General features: G+C 69.3%; 15 protein-coding genes. 6 read left to right on the top strand and 9 right to left on the bottom strand.

Going from position 1 to position 15,332, the window contains the following annotated elements; genetic code table 11:
- The first annotated feature begins 156 nt into the window (after window positions 1–156).
- A complete protein-coding gene (locus FHT38_RS13310) occupies window positions 157–510 on the top strand; it encodes a DUF1428 domain-containing protein (RefSeq protein ID WP_183492062.1) in 354 nt (117 codons plus the stop codon).
- Between the two features lie 80 nt (window positions 511–590).
- Here FHT38_RS13310 and FHT38_RS13305 read toward each other — a convergent pair whose 3' ends face one another.
- Window positions 591–1,478: a LysR substrate-binding domain-containing protein gene (locus FHT38_RS13305; RefSeq protein ID WP_183492061.1), complete on the bottom strand. Its 888-nt coding sequence runs from the start codon at window positions 1,476–1,478 to the stop codon at window positions 591–593.
- A 106-nt stretch (window positions 1,479–1,584) separates the two neighbouring features.
- Between FHT38_RS13305 and FHT38_RS13300 the strand changes: the two genes are divergently transcribed.
- The 4 genes from FHT38_RS13300 to FHT38_RS13285 all read left to right on the top strand — a co-directional run bounded on the left by FHT38_RS13300 (window position 1,585) and on the right by FHT38_RS13285 (window position 4,131).
- Window positions 1,585–2,001, top strand: a complete 417-nt coding sequence (locus FHT38_RS13300; RefSeq protein ID WP_183492060.1) for a nuclear transport factor 2 family protein — start codon at window positions 1,585–1,587, stop codon at window positions 1,999–2,001.
- A gap of 46 nt (window positions 2,002–2,047) precedes the next feature.
- The gene (locus FHT38_RS13295) at window positions 2,048–3,289 is read left to right on the top strand and encodes an FAD-binding oxidoreductase (protein ID WP_183492059.1); all 1,242 of its coding nucleotides are present in this window, start codon (window positions 2,048–2,050) and stop codon (window positions 3,287–3,289) included.
- A 241-nt stretch (window positions 3,290–3,530) separates the two neighbouring features.
- Window positions 3,531–3,830, top strand: a complete 300-nt coding sequence (locus FHT38_RS13290; RefSeq protein ID WP_183492058.1) for a type II toxin-antitoxin system RelE/ParE family toxin — start codon at window positions 3,531–3,533, stop codon at window positions 3,828–3,830.
- Window positions 3,811–4,131 (top strand): DNA-binding transcriptional regulator, encoded by a 321-nt coding sequence (locus tag FHT38_RS13285; protein ID WP_183492057.1) that lies wholly within the window; start codon window positions 3,811–3,813, stop codon window positions 4,129–4,131. The genes FHT38_RS13290 and FHT38_RS13285 overlap by 20 nt, the downstream gene beginning before the upstream one ends.
- A 71-nt stretch (window positions 4,132–4,202) precedes the next feature.
- On the opposite strand, the gene FHT38_RS13280 is transcribed toward FHT38_RS13285, so the two are convergent.
- The 8 genes from FHT38_RS13280 to FHT38_RS13245 form a co-directional block, all read right to left on the bottom strand.
- Window positions 4,203–4,973: an ABC transporter ATP-binding protein gene (locus FHT38_RS13280; protein WP_183492056.1), complete on the bottom strand. Its 771-nt coding sequence runs from the start codon at window positions 4,971–4,973 to the stop codon at window positions 4,203–4,205.
- Window positions 4,973–6,106: a succinylglutamate desuccinylase/aspartoacylase family protein gene (locus FHT38_RS13275; RefSeq protein ID WP_183492055.1), complete on the bottom strand. Its 1,134-nt coding sequence runs from the start codon at window positions 6,104–6,106 to the stop codon at window positions 4,973–4,975. The genes FHT38_RS13280 and FHT38_RS13275 overlap by 1 nt, the downstream gene beginning before the upstream one ends.
- A gap of 101 nt (window positions 6,107–6,207) precedes the next feature.
- The gene (locus tag FHT38_RS13270) at window positions 6,208–6,894 is read right to left on the bottom strand and encodes an ABC transporter permease (protein ID WP_091733164.1); all 687 of its coding nucleotides are present in this window, start codon (window positions 6,892–6,894) and stop codon (window positions 6,208–6,210) included.
- A gap of 58 nt (window positions 6,895–6,952) precedes the next feature.
- A complete protein-coding gene (locus FHT38_RS13265) occupies window positions 6,953–7,645 on the bottom strand; it encodes an ABC transporter permease (RefSeq protein ID WP_091733171.1) in 693 nt (230 codons plus the stop codon).
- Between the two features lie 125 nt (window positions 7,646–7,770).
- Window positions 7,771–8,577, bottom strand: coding sequence for an ABC transporter substrate-binding protein (locus FHT38_RS13260; protein WP_091733175.1), 807 nt, complete (start codon window positions 8,575–8,577; stop codon window positions 7,771–7,773).
- Between the two features lie 139 nt (window positions 8,578–8,716).
- The gene (locus FHT38_RS13255; protein WP_183492054.1) at window positions 8,717–9,691 is read right to left on the bottom strand and encodes an alpha/beta fold hydrolase; all 975 of its coding nucleotides are present in this window, start codon (window positions 9,689–9,691) and stop codon (window positions 8,717–8,719) included.
- A complete protein-coding gene (locus tag FHT38_RS13250; protein WP_183492053.1) occupies window positions 9,688–10,479 on the bottom strand; it encodes a sulfurtransferase in 792 nt (263 codons plus the stop codon). The genes FHT38_RS13255 and FHT38_RS13250 overlap by 4 nt, the downstream gene beginning before the upstream one ends.
- 89 nt (window positions 10,480–10,568) lie before the next feature.
- Window positions 10,569–11,624 carry a peptidylprolyl isomerase gene (locus FHT38_RS13245; RefSeq protein WP_255488679.1) on the bottom strand — a complete coding sequence of 352 codons (1,056 nt, stop codon included), beginning with the start codon at window positions 11,622–11,624 and terminating at the stop codon, window positions 10,569–10,571.
- 65 nt (window positions 11,625–11,689) lie between these two features.
- Between FHT38_RS13245 and dnaE the strand changes: the two genes are divergently transcribed.
- Entirely contained in the window at window positions 11,690–15,256 is a 3,567-nt protein-coding gene (gene dnaE, locus FHT38_RS13240) for a DNA polymerase III subunit alpha (protein ID WP_147240192.1), read from the top strand.
- Window positions 15,257–15,332 lie beyond the last annotated feature (76 nt).

Genomic DNA, 15,332 nt, shown 5'->3' with positions numbered 1-15,332 from the left:
GACGCGCGCCCGCGCGGCGCATGGCGGCATTTCCCCTTCCGTGGAGGGGCGGAGGCACCCGATCCGGCCATGCGCGACGAGGATGTCGATCTCGCGCGCCGCCGTTCGTCGTGCAGGACGTGGCCGTGAGCCGCGTGATCAACCGGAGTGACCGCAATGAACTACGTGGATGGTTATGTGATCGCCGTGCCCACCGCCAAGCGCGAGGCCTATCGCCAGCTGGCGCAGGAGGCCTCGGCGGTGTTCAAGGACCACGGCGCGCTGCAGGTCGTGGAGTGCTGGGGCGACGACGTGCTCGAGGGCAAGGTGACCTCGTTCCCGATGGCGGTGCAGCGCAAGCCCGACGAGACGGTGGTCTTCTCCTGGATCGTCTGGCCGTCGCGCCAGGTGCGCGACGAGGGCATGAAGAAGTCGATGGAGGACCCGCGCATGAACCACGATCCGGCGAGCATGCCGTTCGACGGCCAGCGCATGATCTTCGGCGGCTTCGAGGTCATCGTCGAGGCTTGAGCAAGGGCGTCCGCGCGCCGCCGCGCCGCCTGCCGGGCGCCGCTGGTGCGGGCTCGCGCCCTTTCCGCGACGGGGCCGGATCAGCGCCGGCTCGAGAACTCCTTCGACAGCCAGGCGCGGAGCTCGTTCAGGCCGCGCTTCGATCCGTGGGCCGGCGGCCAGGTGAGGAAGTAGCCGTTCCCCGAGCCGACCTGGGCGCCGAAGGGCGTCACGAGCATGCCGTCCGCCACGAGCTCCTGCAGCATCCGCGGGTCGGCGATGGCCACCCCCTGTCCGCGCATGGCCGCCGACAGGGCCAGGTCCAGGGTGTCGAAGACATGGCCGCTGGCGCCGTCGACGCCCTCGACACCGGCACCGTCCAACCAGCGTCGCCACTCGCGTCGCTCGGGGCCGGGATGCAGCAGCTCGACCTTGGCCAGGTCGGCGGGCGTCTTCAATCGCGTCGCCATGGCCCGCGAGCACATCGGCGTGAGCCGTTCGCGCATCAGTAGCACTTGGTCGACGTCGGGCCAGCGACCGTGCCCGTGGGCAATGATCGCGTCGACGCTGGAGCGCGCGAAGTCCGGCGCATCGGTCCAGTTGGTGGAGATGCGCAGTTCGAGGTCGGGCAGGGCCTGGCGCAGGCGAGGCAGGCGCGGCAGCAGCCAGCGGGCCGCGAGCGTGGGTGGCACCTGGAGATTGATCACCGCCGCCTGACGGCGGATCGCCGCGCTCGCCGCGCCGATGCCGGCGAGGGCCTCGCGCACCGCCGCCAGCAGCACGGCGCCCTCGGAGGTCAGTGCGAGGCCCCGGGCCTGCCGCGTGAAGAGCGCGCAGCCGAAATGCGCCTCCAGCGTCAACACCTGCCGGCTCACCGCGCCTTGGGTGAGGTGCATCGCGCTCGCGGCCTGGGTGAAGCTCCCTGCCTCCGCGGCAGCGACGAAAGCCTGCAGGTTCTGCAGCGGCGGGAGGGTGGATCGGGGCGTCATCGCCATGATCCTAGCGCATGGCTCGCATGAGAAGCTTTCGCTGGTCGACGAGGCGCCTACTTCGTACGATTCGGGCAGCTTCCTACTGAAGGCATGCGCACTATTCATGAATCAGTACATCTCCGAATCGACGTTGCCGGACGCCGGGAACGTCGCCGTGGTCGAGCGCTACCTCGATCGCCTCGAGGCCTCCGACGTCGAGGGCATCGTGGCCTTGTTCACCGAGGACGCGCAGGTGGTGTCGCCGTTCCTCGGCTGCATGAGCCCGCGGCCCTTCTTCGACAAGGTACGTGACGCCTCGGGGCAGAGCCGAATCGAGGTGCTGGATATCCTGCTCAGCGCCCAGGGCGCATCGCGCGCGATGGCCTACTTCGTGTATCACTGGCAGTTGCGGGACGGCACCGAGGTCCGCTTCGATTGCGTGGATGTCTTCGACTTCAACGAGCAGGGCCGGATCCAGCGCATGACCATCTTGTACGACACCCACCCGGTGCGCGCGCTGGTCGGTGACAAGTACGCCTGAGGCGATCGAGGCAAAAGCAAGAAGGAAGAAGGAAGGAACACGGGCGATGACACGGGAGATCCTGGTCCTGGGCGCCGGCATGATCGGCACCTGCACCGCGCTGGAGCTGAGCCTGCGCGGCCACGCGGTCACGCTGGTGGACCGCCGTCCGCCCGGGCAGGAGACCTCCTTCGGCAATGCCGGCGTGATCCAGCGCGAGGCGGTCGAGCCCTATGCCTTCCCGCGAGACGCGAGATCGTTGCTGTCCGCGGCCCTGGGGCGGGGCCTGGAGGTGCATTACCACCCGCGCGCGCTGCTGGCCGCGCTGCCGCAGCTGTGGCGCTACTGGCGCCACTCCGCCCCCGCGCGGCACCACGCCATCGCGCGCGACTACGCCGCCTTGATCGTTCACGCGACCACCGAGCACGCCCGCTACATCGCGCTGGCCGGCGCCGACGATCTGGTGCGGCGCGACGGACTGCGCCTCGTCTTCCGCACGCCGCGCGCGCTCGACGAGGCGGTGCGCGACGCCGAGCGGGTGCAGCGCGAGCACGGCGTCCGTTTCGTCGCGATGGATGCGGACGCGTTGGCAGCGGCGGAGCCCGATTTCCGGACGCGCCTGGCTGGCGCCGTGCACTGGCTGCCGTCGTGGAGCGTCGACGATCCCGGGGAGCTCGTCGAGCGCTACGCGCAGGCCTTCCTGCAGCGTGGCGGACGCTTCGTGCAGGCCGACGCGACGGCGGCGCGGCCCACCGCCTACGGCTGGGCGCTGGAAACCGATCAGGGCCGTCTGGAAGGCGCGCAAGCCGTGGTCGCGCTGGGGCCTTGGTCCGACCGCTTCGTGCGCGCGCTGGGTTACCGCCTGCCGCTCTTCGTCAAGCGCGGCTACCACCGCCATTACTGCGGTGGCGGGCGCGTGACGATGCCGACGCTGGACGCGGAGCGCGGATATGTGCTGGCGCCGCAACGGCGCGGACTGCGACTGACCACCGGCGCCGAGATCGCCGGCATCGACGCACCGCTCACGCCGCGTCAGCTGACGGGCGCCGAAGCGCAGGCGCACGGGCTGCTCGAGCTGGGGGAGCCGGTGGAGTCCGAGCCCTGGGTCGGCAGCCGGCCGTGCAGCGCCGACATGAAGCCCGTCATCGGCCCGGCGCCGAGGCACCCGGGACTGTGGTTCAACTTCGCGCACGGCCACCAGGGCTTCACGCTCGGCCCCGCCAGCGCGCGGCTGCTCGCGGACCTGATGACCGGAGAGCCACCGTTCATCGATGCGGCGCCGTTTTCGGCGCGGCGGTTTGGCGGATGAGAGGGCGGTGCTCGACAGGCTGAGACCGACGAGCGGCGGACGGCGTGCGCGAAGGTGTCCCCCATCGGAAGGCCGTCTTCAGCGTGAGACCTTTGCTAGCGCGGCCTGTCACTGAGCGCGCGTGTCGCAATCTTGCCCGGAGGTCGAATGAGGAGTGCCGTGTTCTTGGTCGATGGATTTCAGCGCTGGATGAGGAAGCAGGCGCTGCGCAGAAGAGGACCTGTGCCGCGCCGTCGCTGAAATGGAACGCGGGCTGATCGATGCAGATCTCGGTAGTGGACTCTTCAAGAAGCGGATCGCACGATCCGGGGCTGGCAAGCGCGGTGGGTATCGCGTGATCGTCGCGACGCGAGGGGATGGCCCCTGGTTCTTCCTCGAGGGTTATGCGAAGAGCAAGCAGGATCAGCTCGATACAGACACCTGGGATGCGTGCCGTGCGATCGGGCAGGCGCTGACGTCCAAATCAATCCGCGAGCTGTCCGATTCAATCGAGAGCAACAAGCTGAAGGAAGTGAACTGTGATGCGCAAACGCAAGTCTGAAACGATGGAACGCCTGCTTCGGTTGAGCCGCGACCTCCACGGTTGTGGGACCTTCAACGACGAGGACCTGCGCACGATCGAGCGCGTCGGCATGTCAGCGCCGCAACCGCTGCGCGCCGAGGACTTCCGCGCCATCCGCGAGCAGTCGACCTACAGCGTGTACACGCTGGCCCGCATCCTCAATACGACCGCACGTCAGTTCCGGCGCTGGGAACAGGGGCTCGGCAAGGGACCGCAAGGAGCGGAACTCCGGCTGCTGCGCATGGTGCGCGATCGCGGGCTCGCCGCCGTGTTTCCATGAACAACGGCCCGGGCATGCCCGGGCCGTTCGCTTGTTTGTGGCTCGGCGCAGCCAGGCGCCGGCAGGCGGACCTATTTCAATCCACCGCTCAGGAAGGCCTTCAGGCGCTCGCTCTGCGGTTTGATCAGGACCTCGCGCGGGTCGCCTTGCTCCTCGACGCGGCCCTGGTGCAGGAACATCGTGTGCGAGGACACCTCGCGCGCGAAGCCCATCTCGTGCGTGACGACGATCATCGTGCGGCCTTCCGCGGCGAGGTCGCGCATCACCTTCAGCACCTCGCCCACCAGCTCCGGGTCCAGGGCCGAGGTCGGCTCGTCGAAGAGCATCACCTCCGGCTCCACCGCCAGCGCGCGGGCGATCGCCACGCGCTGCTGTTCGCCACCGGAGAGCTGCGCCGGGTAGACGTCCTTGCGGTGCGACACGCCCACCCGCGCCAGCAGGGCCTCGGCCTTCTCGATCGCCTCGGCCCGGGACTGCTTCAGCACATGCACCGGCGCCTCGATGACGTTCTCCAGCACCGTGCGGTGACCCCACAGGTTGAAGTTCTGGAACACCATCGCCAGCCGCGCGCGCCAGCGCTGCAGCTGCGCGGCGTCGCCGGCCTTGAAGCTGCCGTCGCGGTCGCGCACCAGCTTCAATTGCTCCTCGCCCAGGCGGAGCGTGCCCTCGTGGGGTTGCTCCAGCAGGTTCAAGCAGCGCAGGAAAGTGCTCTTGCCCGAGCCGCTGGACCCGATCAGCGTGATCACGTCGCCCGGTTTCGCGGCGAGGCTCACGCCCTTGAGGACTTCGCGATCGCCGTAGCGCTTATGGAGGTTGTCGACAACAAGACTGGCCGCGGACATCAACGGGCTCCCAACAGTTTTCCGGTGCGGGTCGCCTCGCGGCCCGCGACTTTCGCCACACGCGCCCCGGCCGTGACCAGGCGCAGCGTGTCGCGTGCAAACAGCAGCCCGTCCACCGGGCTCTTCAGGTCGGTGACCTGAGCGGTGATCGGGTCGATGACCTGCGCGATCACGTCGCCGGCCTTGACCTCCTCGCCGACCTCCCGCAGGAAGGTCAGCACCCCACCCACCGGCGAGGGGATCGGCATCGAGCCGGCCAGCGGCCGTGCGTCGCCGACCGGCACCGGCACCGGCACCGGCGGCACCGCGCCGTCCGCGGCGATCACGCCGCGGTGGATCAGGAAGTCGACGATCGCCTGCGCGTCCTTGGCGGCCAGTTCATGGCTGACGTCCTGCTGGCCGCGCAGCTCCACCGTCACCGACAGCGTCGCCTGCGGAATCGGGAAGCGATCCCCGAAATGCCGGGCCCACTTCCACCAGACCTGCGAGCAGGCTTCGTCGAAGGGGTTGTCGCCGGAGTCCGTCGCCAGCAGCGTCACCGCCGCGCCCAGGTAGGCCGCCAGCGGCTCGCACTGCGGCCAGCACGGCGTCTCGGTGTAGAGGTGCATCATCGCCTGCGCGTCGCAGTGCAGGTCCAGCACCACGTCGGCGTCGCAGGCCAGCAGCATCAGCGTCTTGCGCAGCGCCTTGAGCTCGGTGTCGGCGCTCCCGGCCTGGATCTCGGTCCGCAGCGCGGCGCGCAGCACCGCCACGTTGTGCGCCGCGTCGGCCCCCAGACGAGGCTCGGCATGGCGCGCGGCGGCCTCGATGTGCTCGGGGTAGTGGCGGTTGAAGTTCTCGCCGGACAGGCCCTCGAAGCGGCCCAGATGCGATTGCAGCCACCACTGGGACATCCCGATCGGGTTGGCCATGGGCAACAGCACGATCTCGCCGCGCAGCCGCCCGGCCGCCTCGAGCGCGTCGAAGTGGCGGCGCAGGTGCCAGGCGGTCAGCATGCCGGGCAGTTCGTCGGCATGCAGCGAGGCCTGGATGTAGACCTTCTGGCCCTCGCCGGGGCGGCCGTAGTGCAGCGAGACCAGCTCGCGCTGCGTGCCCGGGGTGGGGCTCGGAAGCGGATGTTGTCGGAGTTGCATCGGAGTGGGGTGGCGGCGCGGGCCGCGGGGAGGCGGCGCGCTGGAAATGGGGAAGCGGGGCGGGGGCGGGGCGAGAAGCGTCAGCGCGGGGCCAGCGCGGGTCAGCGCGGCATGAGGGGCTTGAGCCAGCGCTTCTCCGCCTGGTGGAACAGCCCCACCAGCACCAGCGTCATCGTGAAGTAGAAGAGCGCGGCGGTGATGAAGGCCTCGAACGGAATGTAGTAGGTGGCATTGATGTCGCGGGCGATGCCCGTGACGTCCATGATGGTCACCACGCTCGCGAGCGCGGTGCCGTGCAGCATGAAGATCACCTCGTTGCTGTAGGCCGGCAGCGCGCGGCGCAGCGCGTGCGGCAGCACGATGCGGCGCAGCATCACCCAGCGGCTCATGCCCAGCGACTTGGCGGCCTCGATCTCGCCGTGCGGCAGCGAGCGGATCGAGCCGGCGATGATCTCCGTCGTGTACGCGCCGGTGTTCAGCACGAAGGTCAGGCAGGCGCAGAACCAGGCCGAGCTGAACAGCGGCCACAGCGCGCTGCGCTGCATCCACTCGAACTGGCCCAGGCCGTAATAGATCAGGAACAGCTGCACCAGCATCGGCGTGCCGCGGAACACGTAGGTGTAGGCCCAGACCGTGCGCGACAGCCACTTGATCGGCAGGGTGCGCAGCACCGCCAGCGGGATGGCCAGGGCCAGGCCGATCAGCAGCGAGACGATGAGCAGCTCGAAGGTGACGACCGCGCCCTCGAGGTAGCGCGGGAGGTTCTCGACGATGGCGTCCAGGTTCATGGGGAAATCGTTCGGTCGGGTCGGGCGGGGGCGTGACGGCGCGGGCGGCGGGTCGCGCTCACAGCGAGTGGCGGCGCACGCCGGTGGACAGGCGCTTCTGCAGCTGGTCGAAGACCAGTTCGGACACCGAGGTGAAGAGCAGGTAGATCAGCGCCACCGCGAGGTAGAACACGAAGGGTTCGCGCGTGCCGGCGGCGGCCTGCGAGCCCCGCATCATGAGGTCGTGCAGCCCGATGACCGACACGATGGCGGTGCTCTTGATCAGCACCAGCCAGTTGTTGGACAGGCCCGGCAGCGCGTGCCGGAACATCTGCGGGAAGGTGATGCGCCAGGCGACCTGGGCCGGGCTCATGCCGAAGGCCAGGCCCGCCTCGCGCTGTCCCGGCGGCACGGCCAGGAAGGCGCCGCGGAAGGCCTCGGTCAGGTAGGCGCCGAAGATGAACGCGATCGTCGCCACGCCGGCCACGAACGGATTGATGTCGATGTACTCCTCGTGGCCGAGCTGCAGCGCGATCGCGTTCACCGCGACCTGGCCTCCGAAGAAGATCAGCAGCATCAGCACCAGGTCGGGCACGCCGCGGATCAGCGTCGTGTAGACGGTCGCGACGCCCTTGGCGACGCGGTACTTCGACAGCTTGGCCATCGCGCCGAGCAGCCCCAGCACCATGGCCAGCGCCATCGAGCTCAGGGCCACGCCCAGGGTCAGCAAGGCGCCCTCGAGCAGGCTGGGCAGGTAACCGTGCAGGTTCATCGGTGGGGATCGCTATCGTTCGCGGGGAGTGGGGGGCAGGCGTGGGGCGGGAACCCGGCGCGGCCGGGTCCCGGTGCCCGGGGGAGGGGCCGCGTGCGCGGGCCCTCCCGGGGCGGACCGGCCGCTTACTTGGCCGTCTTGCCGGAGATGTCGTACTCGAAGTACTTGTCGTTGAGCTTCTTGAAGGTGCCGTTGGCCTTCACCGCGGCGATGGCGTCGTTGAACTTCTTGCCCAGCACCTTCTCGTCCGCCTTGCGCAGGCCCACGCCGGAGCCGACGCCGAAGTACTTCACGTCGTCGTAGCTCGGGCCCACAAAGGCGTAGCCCTTGCCGGCGGGCGTCTTCAGGAAGCCGACGTCGGCGGCGACCAGGTCGGCCAGCGTCAGGTCCACGCGGCCCGACTTCAGGTCCAGGAAGGCCTGGTCCTGCGTGGCGTAGCGGACGATCTCGCTCTGCTTGAAGGTGTCGGTCGCGAACTTCTCATGGATGGTCGCGCGCTGCACGCCGATCTTCTTGCCCTTCAGGCCGGCGGGCGAGAAGTCGAACTTGGCGTCGGCCTTGGCGGTGAAGCGGGCCGGGGTGTTGTAGTAGGGGTTGGAGAAGGCGATGACCTTCTTGCGTTCGTCGGTGATGGACACCGAGGCGATGATCGCGTCGACCTTGCGGGCCTGCAGCGCCGGGATCAGGCCGTCGAAGTCCTGCTGCACCAGCGTGCACTCGGCCTTCATCTCGGCGCACAGCGCGTAGGCCAGGTCGATCTCGAAGCCCTTGAGCTTGCCGTCGGCGCCGACTTCGGAGAACGGGGGGTAGGCGCCCTCGACGCCGATGCGGATCTTCTTCCAGTCAGGGGCCTGGGCGTGCACGGCACCGGCGGTGGCCAGCAGGGCGCAGGCGGTCAGGGCGGCGCGGGCGATCAGTTGTCGTCGTTGCATGAAGGCTCCTTGTGATTGAGCAGGAATCGTGGAATGGACTTCCGGTTCCGCCTCTTGGGCGGCTCGCTCCCGCTTCGGGGGAGGCGGGTCCGGAATGGGGGGGATTGTTGCAATGCCGCAGGCGTGGCGGCCATCAGGGTTAAGGAGAGTGCAAAAACGTGTGAACGGCCTGGACGGTGGACGCGGGGTCCTCCTCCTGGGGGACATGCCCCAGTCCGGGGAAGATCTGCACGGTGCTGTGCGCGATGGCCTCATGCAGGCGCGTGGCCGCCACCGGCGGGATCAGGCGGTCCCGGCCGCCCCACAGGATCAGCGTCGGCGCCTGGATGCGCGCCAGCAGCTCGACGTGGCGGCCGGGCGTGCGCTGTGCCAGGCGTTGCGTCAGCGCCTCGCGGTTGCCTTCGCGCAGCGTCAGCTCGAAGTAGCGGTCCACCAGCGCCGCATCGACCTTGGAGGGATCGCCATAGACCTCGCGCACGCTGCGGTCCACCAGCGGCCGGGGCAGGAACACGCCGGCCAGCCAGTGCAGCAGCCGCGAGTCCGGCAGCCGGAAGCCGGCCGGCACCGAGGCACTGGGCAGGTCGAGCCCGCCGGCGTCGACCAGCACCAGGGCCGCGACCTGTTCCGGATGCCGGGCCGCGTACTGCCAGGCGAGGCCGCCGCCCATCGAGTTGCCGCCGAGCACCATGCGGCTGATCTGCAACTGCTGGAAGAAGGACCACAGGAACGAGCCATAGGCGTCGTCGCTGTAGTCGCCTAGAGGAGAGGGACCGGTCAGGCCGAAGCCCGGCAGGTCGAGCGTGATGACGCGGCGCGTCGCGCTCAGCGACTTCACCCATCCCTCCCAGGTGTGCAGGCTCGCGGCGGTGCCGTGCAGCAGCACGATGGGGGTGGTGTCGGAGCGGGGACCCTCGTCGCGGAAATGGACCAGCTGCACCTGGCCGCCCGGCAGCTTCAGCTCGAGGAAGTCCGACGGCGGCGGCGCCCAGCGCGCGATCAGGCTTTCCAGCGGCCGGTCCGGCGCGCGGAAGGCCATCGCAAGCAGCGCCGTCGCCAGCACGGCGAATCCCAGCAGCTTCATCAGCCGGGCGCCGAAGGTCGGGCGATCGCTCATTCGATGACGGATTCGGGCGAGGCCGCCAGCTCGGGGTCGACGGCGCGGCGCTCGTCGAAGACGAAGCAGTCGCCGTGGTAATGCGCGCCGCCCACTTCCTCGAAGTACTTCAGGATGCCGCCCTCGAGCTGGTAGATCCGCGTGTCGACGCCATGTGCGCGCGCGTCCTGCTCGAGGTAGAGCGCGGCCTTCTCGCAGCGGATGCCGCCGGTGCAGTAGCTGACCACGGTCTTGCCGGCCAGTTCGGCGCGGTGGGCCTGGACCGCCTCGGGGAACTCGCTGAATTTGGCGATGCGCCAGTCGATCGCGCCGTCGAAGGCGCCGACGTCGACCTCGAAGGCATTGCGCGTGTCCAGCGTCACCACCGGGCGGCCCTCGTCGTCATGGCCCTGGTCCAGCCAGCGGCGCAGCGTGGCGGCCGGCAGCGCGGGCGCGCGCGGCGCCTGGTCCGGGCGGATCGTCGGATGGTTCATCCGGATGATTTCCGGCTTGACCTTCACCAGCAGCTTGCGGAACGGCACGGTGTCGCTCCAGCTTTCCTTGGGCGCCAGCGCGGCGAAGCGAGGATCCGCGCGCAGCGCGCCGACCCAGGTCCGCACCGCCTCGGCGGGTCCGGCCAGGAACAGGTTGATGCCCTCCTCGGCGATCAGCACCGTGCCCTTCAGGTCGAGCGCGCGTGCGCGCTCGTGCAGCGTGTCCCGCAACGCATCCGGCGCCTCGATGGCGACGAACAGGTAGCAGGAGATGTTCAGGACGGGCAGGGGTTCAGGCGGGACAGCAGCGTTCATGCCGGTGCGGCGGCGCGGGGCCGCGCAGGATCAGCAAAACGCGCGATTGTAGGGCGGCCGGCGACCGCGCCCCGGGGGCGCGGATGCGCTCAGCGACGGGTCTCGGGCGACTTCGGCTCGTTGAGCTTGACCTCCGGCCCGGCGGCCGGCTTGACGCGCACCGGGACGGCGGCGCTGCACAGGTCGGTGTAGCCCGGGCTGTGCACGAACCAGCCGCCCCGATGGCGGCGGGCGTCGAGCAGCTCCTGCCAGGTCGGCGTGTCGGTGCGCAGCACCTGCAGCGCGGGCCGCTGTTCGGCCGGCAGCGCCGCGGCCAGCGCCACGCGCTCGATGCCCAGCCGCTGCTCGGGCTTGTCGTAGAAGCCCATCGCCGCGCCGCCGCGCGGCAGCGAGGACAGGAACTCCATGCCCTTGAGCACGCGGCCCACGACCGTGATGTTCAGATCCAGCCCGCGCGGCGCCTGGCCGATGACGGCATAGAGCTCGGCGCCGGTGCTGGAGTCGGCCGCGTTGCCGCGGCCGGCGCCGACGCTGCCGTAGCAGTGCGCCAGCCAGGCCTTGCCGGCCTTGGGATCCGCCGCCGCGGCGAAGCCGTCCACCTGGCCGACCCGCGGCGCCCAGCCGTCGACGTCCGGCAGCACCGTCATCGGCACCCCCTTGAGCGGGATCGAGAACTCGGCCGGCAGGTGGGCCTTCGCCCCCGCGGGGAAGGGCTTGCCCTTGCCCTTCATGCCGGTGTCCTCGTCATCGGCGTTGGGGTCGCCCCATTGGGTGACGAAGTTGTCCTGGACGCGCACGATCGCCAGCCCGTCGTAGTAGCCGCCGCGGGCCAGCGCCCGGATGTTGTCCACATGCGCGGGGGCGAAGCGCGGCGCCAGTTCGATGAACACCTGGCCCTGCGGCAAGGTCATCACCAACAGGTTGTCCGGGTCGACGTCGCGCCACACGGACGCCGGCGCGGTGGCGAGGATGTCCGCGCTGCTGCGGGACGGCTTCGCCGGCTTGGGCGGCTGGGCCGGGGCCGTGGCGGCCAGCGCCATCAGCGGCGCGCACAGCACCAGCGCCGCCAGCGCGGTCGCGCAGGACCGGGAACGGGAACGGGGCGTGGTCGAGAGGCTCATCGTCATGCTGGTCGTCATGCTCATGGTCCCGCGGGCGCTCCGCGCGTGTGTTCGATGGGGGGCGAGCATAGCCTTCTTACAATCCGCCGATGGCTTTCGTTCACCTCCGCACCCATACCGAGTACTCCGTCGTCGACGGCACCCTGCGCATCGACGACGCCGCCAGCGCGGCGGCCAAGGACGGCCAGGTCGCCCTGGGACTGACCGACCTCGCGAACATGTTCGGCGGGGTGAAGTTCTACAACGCCTGCCGCAAGAAGGGCGTCAAGCCGGTGCTGGGGGCCGAGGTCTGGCTGGAGCCGGACGCCACCGACAAGCCGCCCAGCCGCGTGCTGCTGCTGGTGCAGAACTTCCAGGGCTACCTCAACCTGAGCGAGCTGCTGTCGCGCGCCTGGATCCAGAACGTGCAGCGCAACCAGGCGCTGTTGAAGCTGGAATGGATGCAGGAACTCCACGAGGGCCTGATCTGCCTGGGCGGCATGCAGTTCGGACCGGTCGGCCAGGCGCTCATCGCCGGCGACGAGGCCAAGGCCCTGGACTGGGCCCGGCGCCTGGCCGCGATCTATCCGGGCCGCTTCTACATCGAGCTGCAGCGCGCCGGGCTGCCCGGCCAGGAGGCGCTGCTGCGCCAACTGGTGCCGCTGGCCGCCAAGGCGAAGCTGCCGGTGGTGGCGACGCATCCCATCCAGTTCCTGAACGAGGACGACTTCGAGGCGCACGAGGCCCGCATCTGCATCGCCGACGGCGAGACGCTGGCCAATCCCAAGCGGGTCAAGCGCTTCCTGCCGAGCCAGCACTTCAAGTCCCAGGCGGAGATGGAGAAGCTCTTCGCCGACCTGCCCAGCGCGATCGCCAACACGGTGGAGATCGCCCGGCGCTGCAGCCTGACGCTGGTGCTGGGCAAGCCGCAGCTGCCCAACTTCCCGACGCCGATCCAGGCCGACGGCACGCCGATGCCGATGGAGCAGTACTTCCGCATGCTCTCCTATGAGGGCCTGGAGGATCGGCTGAACCTGCTCTACCCCGACCCCGCCAAGCGCGAGGCGGTGCGCCAGCGCTACGTCGACCGGCTGGAGTTCGAGCTCGAGACCATCATCAAGATGGGCTTCCCCGGCTACTTCCTCATCGTGGGCGACTTCATCCGCTGGGCGAAGAACAACGGCTGCCCGGTGGGGCCGGGCCGGGGTTCCGGCGCCGGCTCGCTGGTCGCCTACGTGCTGCTGATCACCGACCTGGACCCGCTGCAGTACAACCTGCTGTTCGAGCGCTTCCTGAACCCGGAGCGGGTCTCGATGCCCGACTTCGACATCGACTTCTGCCAGGGCAACCGCGACCGCGTCATCGAGTACGTCAAGGACAAGTACGGCCGGCCGGCGGTGAGCCAGATCGCGACCTTCGGCACGATGGCGGCCAAGGGCGCGCTGCGCGACATCGGGCGCGTGCTGGGCATGGGCTTCGGCCATGTGGACTCGATCGCCAAGCTGGTGCCGGCGCCCCCGGGCAAGACGGTGACGCTGGCCAAGCTGCCGCCGGACTTCGACCCGGACAAGGCCAAGATGGTCTACGCGCGCCACGAGTCGCCCGAGATCGAGGAGCGCGAGGCGCAGGACGAAGAAGTGGCCGGCCTGCTGGAGATGGCGGCGCGCGTGGAAGGCACGGTGCGCTCGATCGGCATGCACGCCGGTGGCGTGCTGATCGCGCCGGGCAAGATCACGGACTTCTGCCCGCAGTACCAGCAGCCGGGCTCGACCTCGGCGGTGAGCCAGTACGACAAGGACGACGTCGAGGCCATCGGCCTGGTCAAGTTCGACTTCCTGGGCCTGGCGACGCTGACCATCCTCGAGCTGGCCAAGGACTTCATCGTCGCGCGCTATCCCGAGCACAAGGACTTCGCCTTCGAGACCATCCCGCTGGACGACAAGCGGACCTACAAGCTGTTCTCCGACGGCCTGACCGAGTCGGTGTTCCAGTTTGAATCGAGCGGCATGCAGCGCATGCTGAAGGACGCCAAGCCCTCGCGCCTGGAGGACCTGATCGCGCTGAACGCGCTGTATCGCCCGGGCCCGATGGACCTGATCCCCAGCTTCGTCGCGCGCAAGCACGGCAAGGAGGTGGTCGAGTACCCGCATCCGCTGGTGGAGCCGGTGCTGTCCGAGACCTACGGGATCATGGTCTACCAGGAGCAGGTGATGCAGACCGCCCAGGTGCTGGGCGGCTACTCGCTCGGCGGCGCGGACATGCTGCGCCGCGCGATGGGCAAGAAGAAGGCCGAAGAGATGGCCATGCACCGCGAGCTGTTCCGCAAGGGCGCGGCCGAGAAGGGCATCGATCAGGACAAGGCCGACGAGGTCTTCGACCTGATGGAGAAGTTCGCGGGTTACGGCTTCAACAAGTCGCACGCGGCTGCGTACTCGCTGCTGGCGTATCACACCGGCTGGCTGAAGGTCCATTTCACGGCGGAGTTCTTCGCCGCGAACATGACGATCGAATCGGACGACACGGACAAGCTCAAGGTGCTCATGAACGACGCCAAGCTGTTCGGCATCGAGTTCGAGCCGCCCAACATCAACCTGGGCGTGGGGCGTTTCGAGCCGATGGGCGCGGACGAGGGCACGGTGCGCACGCCGCCGAAGGAGGGCGCCAAGCCGGGCGTCACGCCGCGTGCGCGCAAGATCAACTACAGCCTGGGGGCGATCAAGGGCACCGGCGCCGGCGCGATCGAGGCGATCGTTCGCGCCCGCACCGAGGGCGGGCCCTTCACCAGCTTCTTCGACTTCTGCGCGCGGGTCGACCGCAAGGCGGTCAACAAGCGGGTGGTGGAGGCGCTGATCAAGGCCGGCGCCTTCGATGCGCTGCATCCCGACCGCGCGCGGCTGCTGGCCAGCGTGGCGCTGGGCTACACCTACGCGGACAACCTGGCGCAGAACGCCAACCAGGGGGGACTGTTCGACTTCGACGGCACGCATGGTTCCTCGACGGCGGAGCCCGAGTTCGTCGACGTGCCGCCGTGGGGCATCAAGGAGCGGCTGAGCCTGGAGAAGACGGCGATCGGCTTCTACCTGTCGGGCCACCTGTTCGACCAGGCGGAGACGGAGCTGCGCAAGATGGTCAAGCGCCGGATCGTGGACCTGCAGGACAGCCGCGAGCCGACGACGGTGGCGGGCATCGTGTCCGACATGCGCGTGATCAACGGCTCGCGCGGCCGGGTGGCGATCTTCAAGATCGACGACAAGACCGATGCGATCGAGGCGGTGGCCAACGAGGAGCTGCTCAACGCCAACAAGGAGCTGCTGGCCGAGGATGAACTGATCATCGCGGTGGGCAAGGTGCAGAACGACCGCTTCTCGGGCGGGCTGCGGATGAACGTGCAGCAGGTGTTCAGCCTGGCGGCGGCGCGGGCGCGCTTCGGGCGCTACCTGCGCACGGCGCCCAACCTGCCGGCGGCGACGGTGCTGGAGCTGGTCAAGAGCTGGCCCGCCAAACGGGTGGAGACGGAGCAGGGCGTGCTGAGCCAGGGCCTGGAGCTGCGCATCCCGATCAAGCGCGCGGGCGCGACGGCGGAGCTGGGCCTGGGCGGCGCGGGCAAGTTCTGGCCCAGCGACGAGGCGCTGGAGCAGCTCAAGCCGGCGGAGATCGTGTACTCGGAAGGCGGTTGATCGCCGCTGATCAGCGTTGGGCCATGGAAAGTTAAAAAGTTGCTATAGCAGGATTTTTAAGCTAAAAATCTTGCTG

The organism is Mitsuaria sp. BK041 (genome assembly GCF_014193085.1).
GTDB lineage: Bacteria > Pseudomonadota > Gammaproteobacteria > Burkholderiales > Burkholderiaceae_C > Roseateles.
Note: the sequence above shows the minus strand (reverse complement) of the source record. Positions and strands in the feature narration are given on the sequence as shown.

What these genes read in the sequence shown, in the direction of transcription:
- FHT38_RS13310 (WP_183492062.1), top strand. Translation starts at nt 157, where the DNA reads ATGAACTACGTGGATGGTTATGTGATCGCCGTGCCCACCGCCAAGCGC.
- FHT38_RS13305 (WP_183492061.1), bottom strand. Translation starts at nt 1,478, where the DNA reads ATGACGCCCCGATCCACCCTCCCGCCGCTGCAGAACCTGCAGGCTTTC.
- FHT38_RS13300 (WP_183492060.1), top strand. Translation starts at nt 1,585, where the DNA reads ATGAATCAGTACATCTCCGAATCGACGTTGCCGGACGCCGGGAACGTC.
- FHT38_RS13295 (WP_183492059.1), top strand. Translation starts at nt 2,048, where the DNA reads ATGACACGGGAGATCCTGGTCCTGGGCGCCGGCATGATCGGCACCTGC.
- FHT38_RS13290 (WP_183492058.1), top strand. Translation starts at nt 3,531, where the DNA reads ATGGAACGCGGGCTGATCGATGCAGATCTCGGTAGTGGACTCTTCAAG.
- FHT38_RS13285 (WP_183492057.1), top strand. Translation starts at nt 3,811, where the DNA reads ATGCGCAAACGCAAGTCTGAAACGATGGAACGCCTGCTTCGGTTGAGC.
- FHT38_RS13280 (WP_183492056.1), bottom strand. Translation starts at nt 4,973, where the DNA reads ATGTCCGCGGCCAGTCTTGTTGTCGACAACCTCCATAAGCGCTACGGC.
- FHT38_RS13275 (WP_183492055.1), bottom strand. Translation starts at nt 6,106, where the DNA reads ATGCAACTCCGACAACATCCGCTTCCGAGCCCCACCCCGGGCACGCAG.
- FHT38_RS13270 (WP_091733164.1), bottom strand. Translation starts at nt 6,894, where the DNA reads ATGAACCTGGACGCCATCGTCGAGAACCTCCCGCGCTACCTCGAGGGC.
- FHT38_RS13265 (WP_091733171.1), bottom strand. Translation starts at nt 7,645, where the DNA reads ATGAACCTGCACGGTTACCTGCCCAGCCTGCTCGAGGGCGCCTTGCTG.
- FHT38_RS13260 (WP_091733175.1), bottom strand. Translation starts at nt 8,577, where the DNA reads ATGCAACGACGACAACTGATCGCCCGCGCCGCCCTGACCGCCTGCGCC.
- FHT38_RS13255 (WP_183492054.1), bottom strand. Translation starts at nt 9,691, where the DNA reads ATGAGCGATCGCCCGACCTTCGGCGCCCGGCTGATGAAGCTGCTGGGA.
- FHT38_RS13250 (WP_183492053.1), bottom strand. Translation starts at nt 10,479, where the DNA reads ATGAACGCTGCTGTCCCGCCTGAACCCCTGCCCGTCCTGAACATCTCC.
- FHT38_RS13245 (WP_255488679.1), bottom strand. Translation starts at nt 11,624, where the DNA reads ATGAGCATGACGACCAGCATGACGATGAGCCTCTCGACCACGCCCCGT.
- dnaE (WP_147240192.1), top strand. Translation starts at nt 11,690, where the DNA reads ATGGCTTTCGTTCACCTCCGCACCCATACCGAGTACTCCGTCGTCGAC.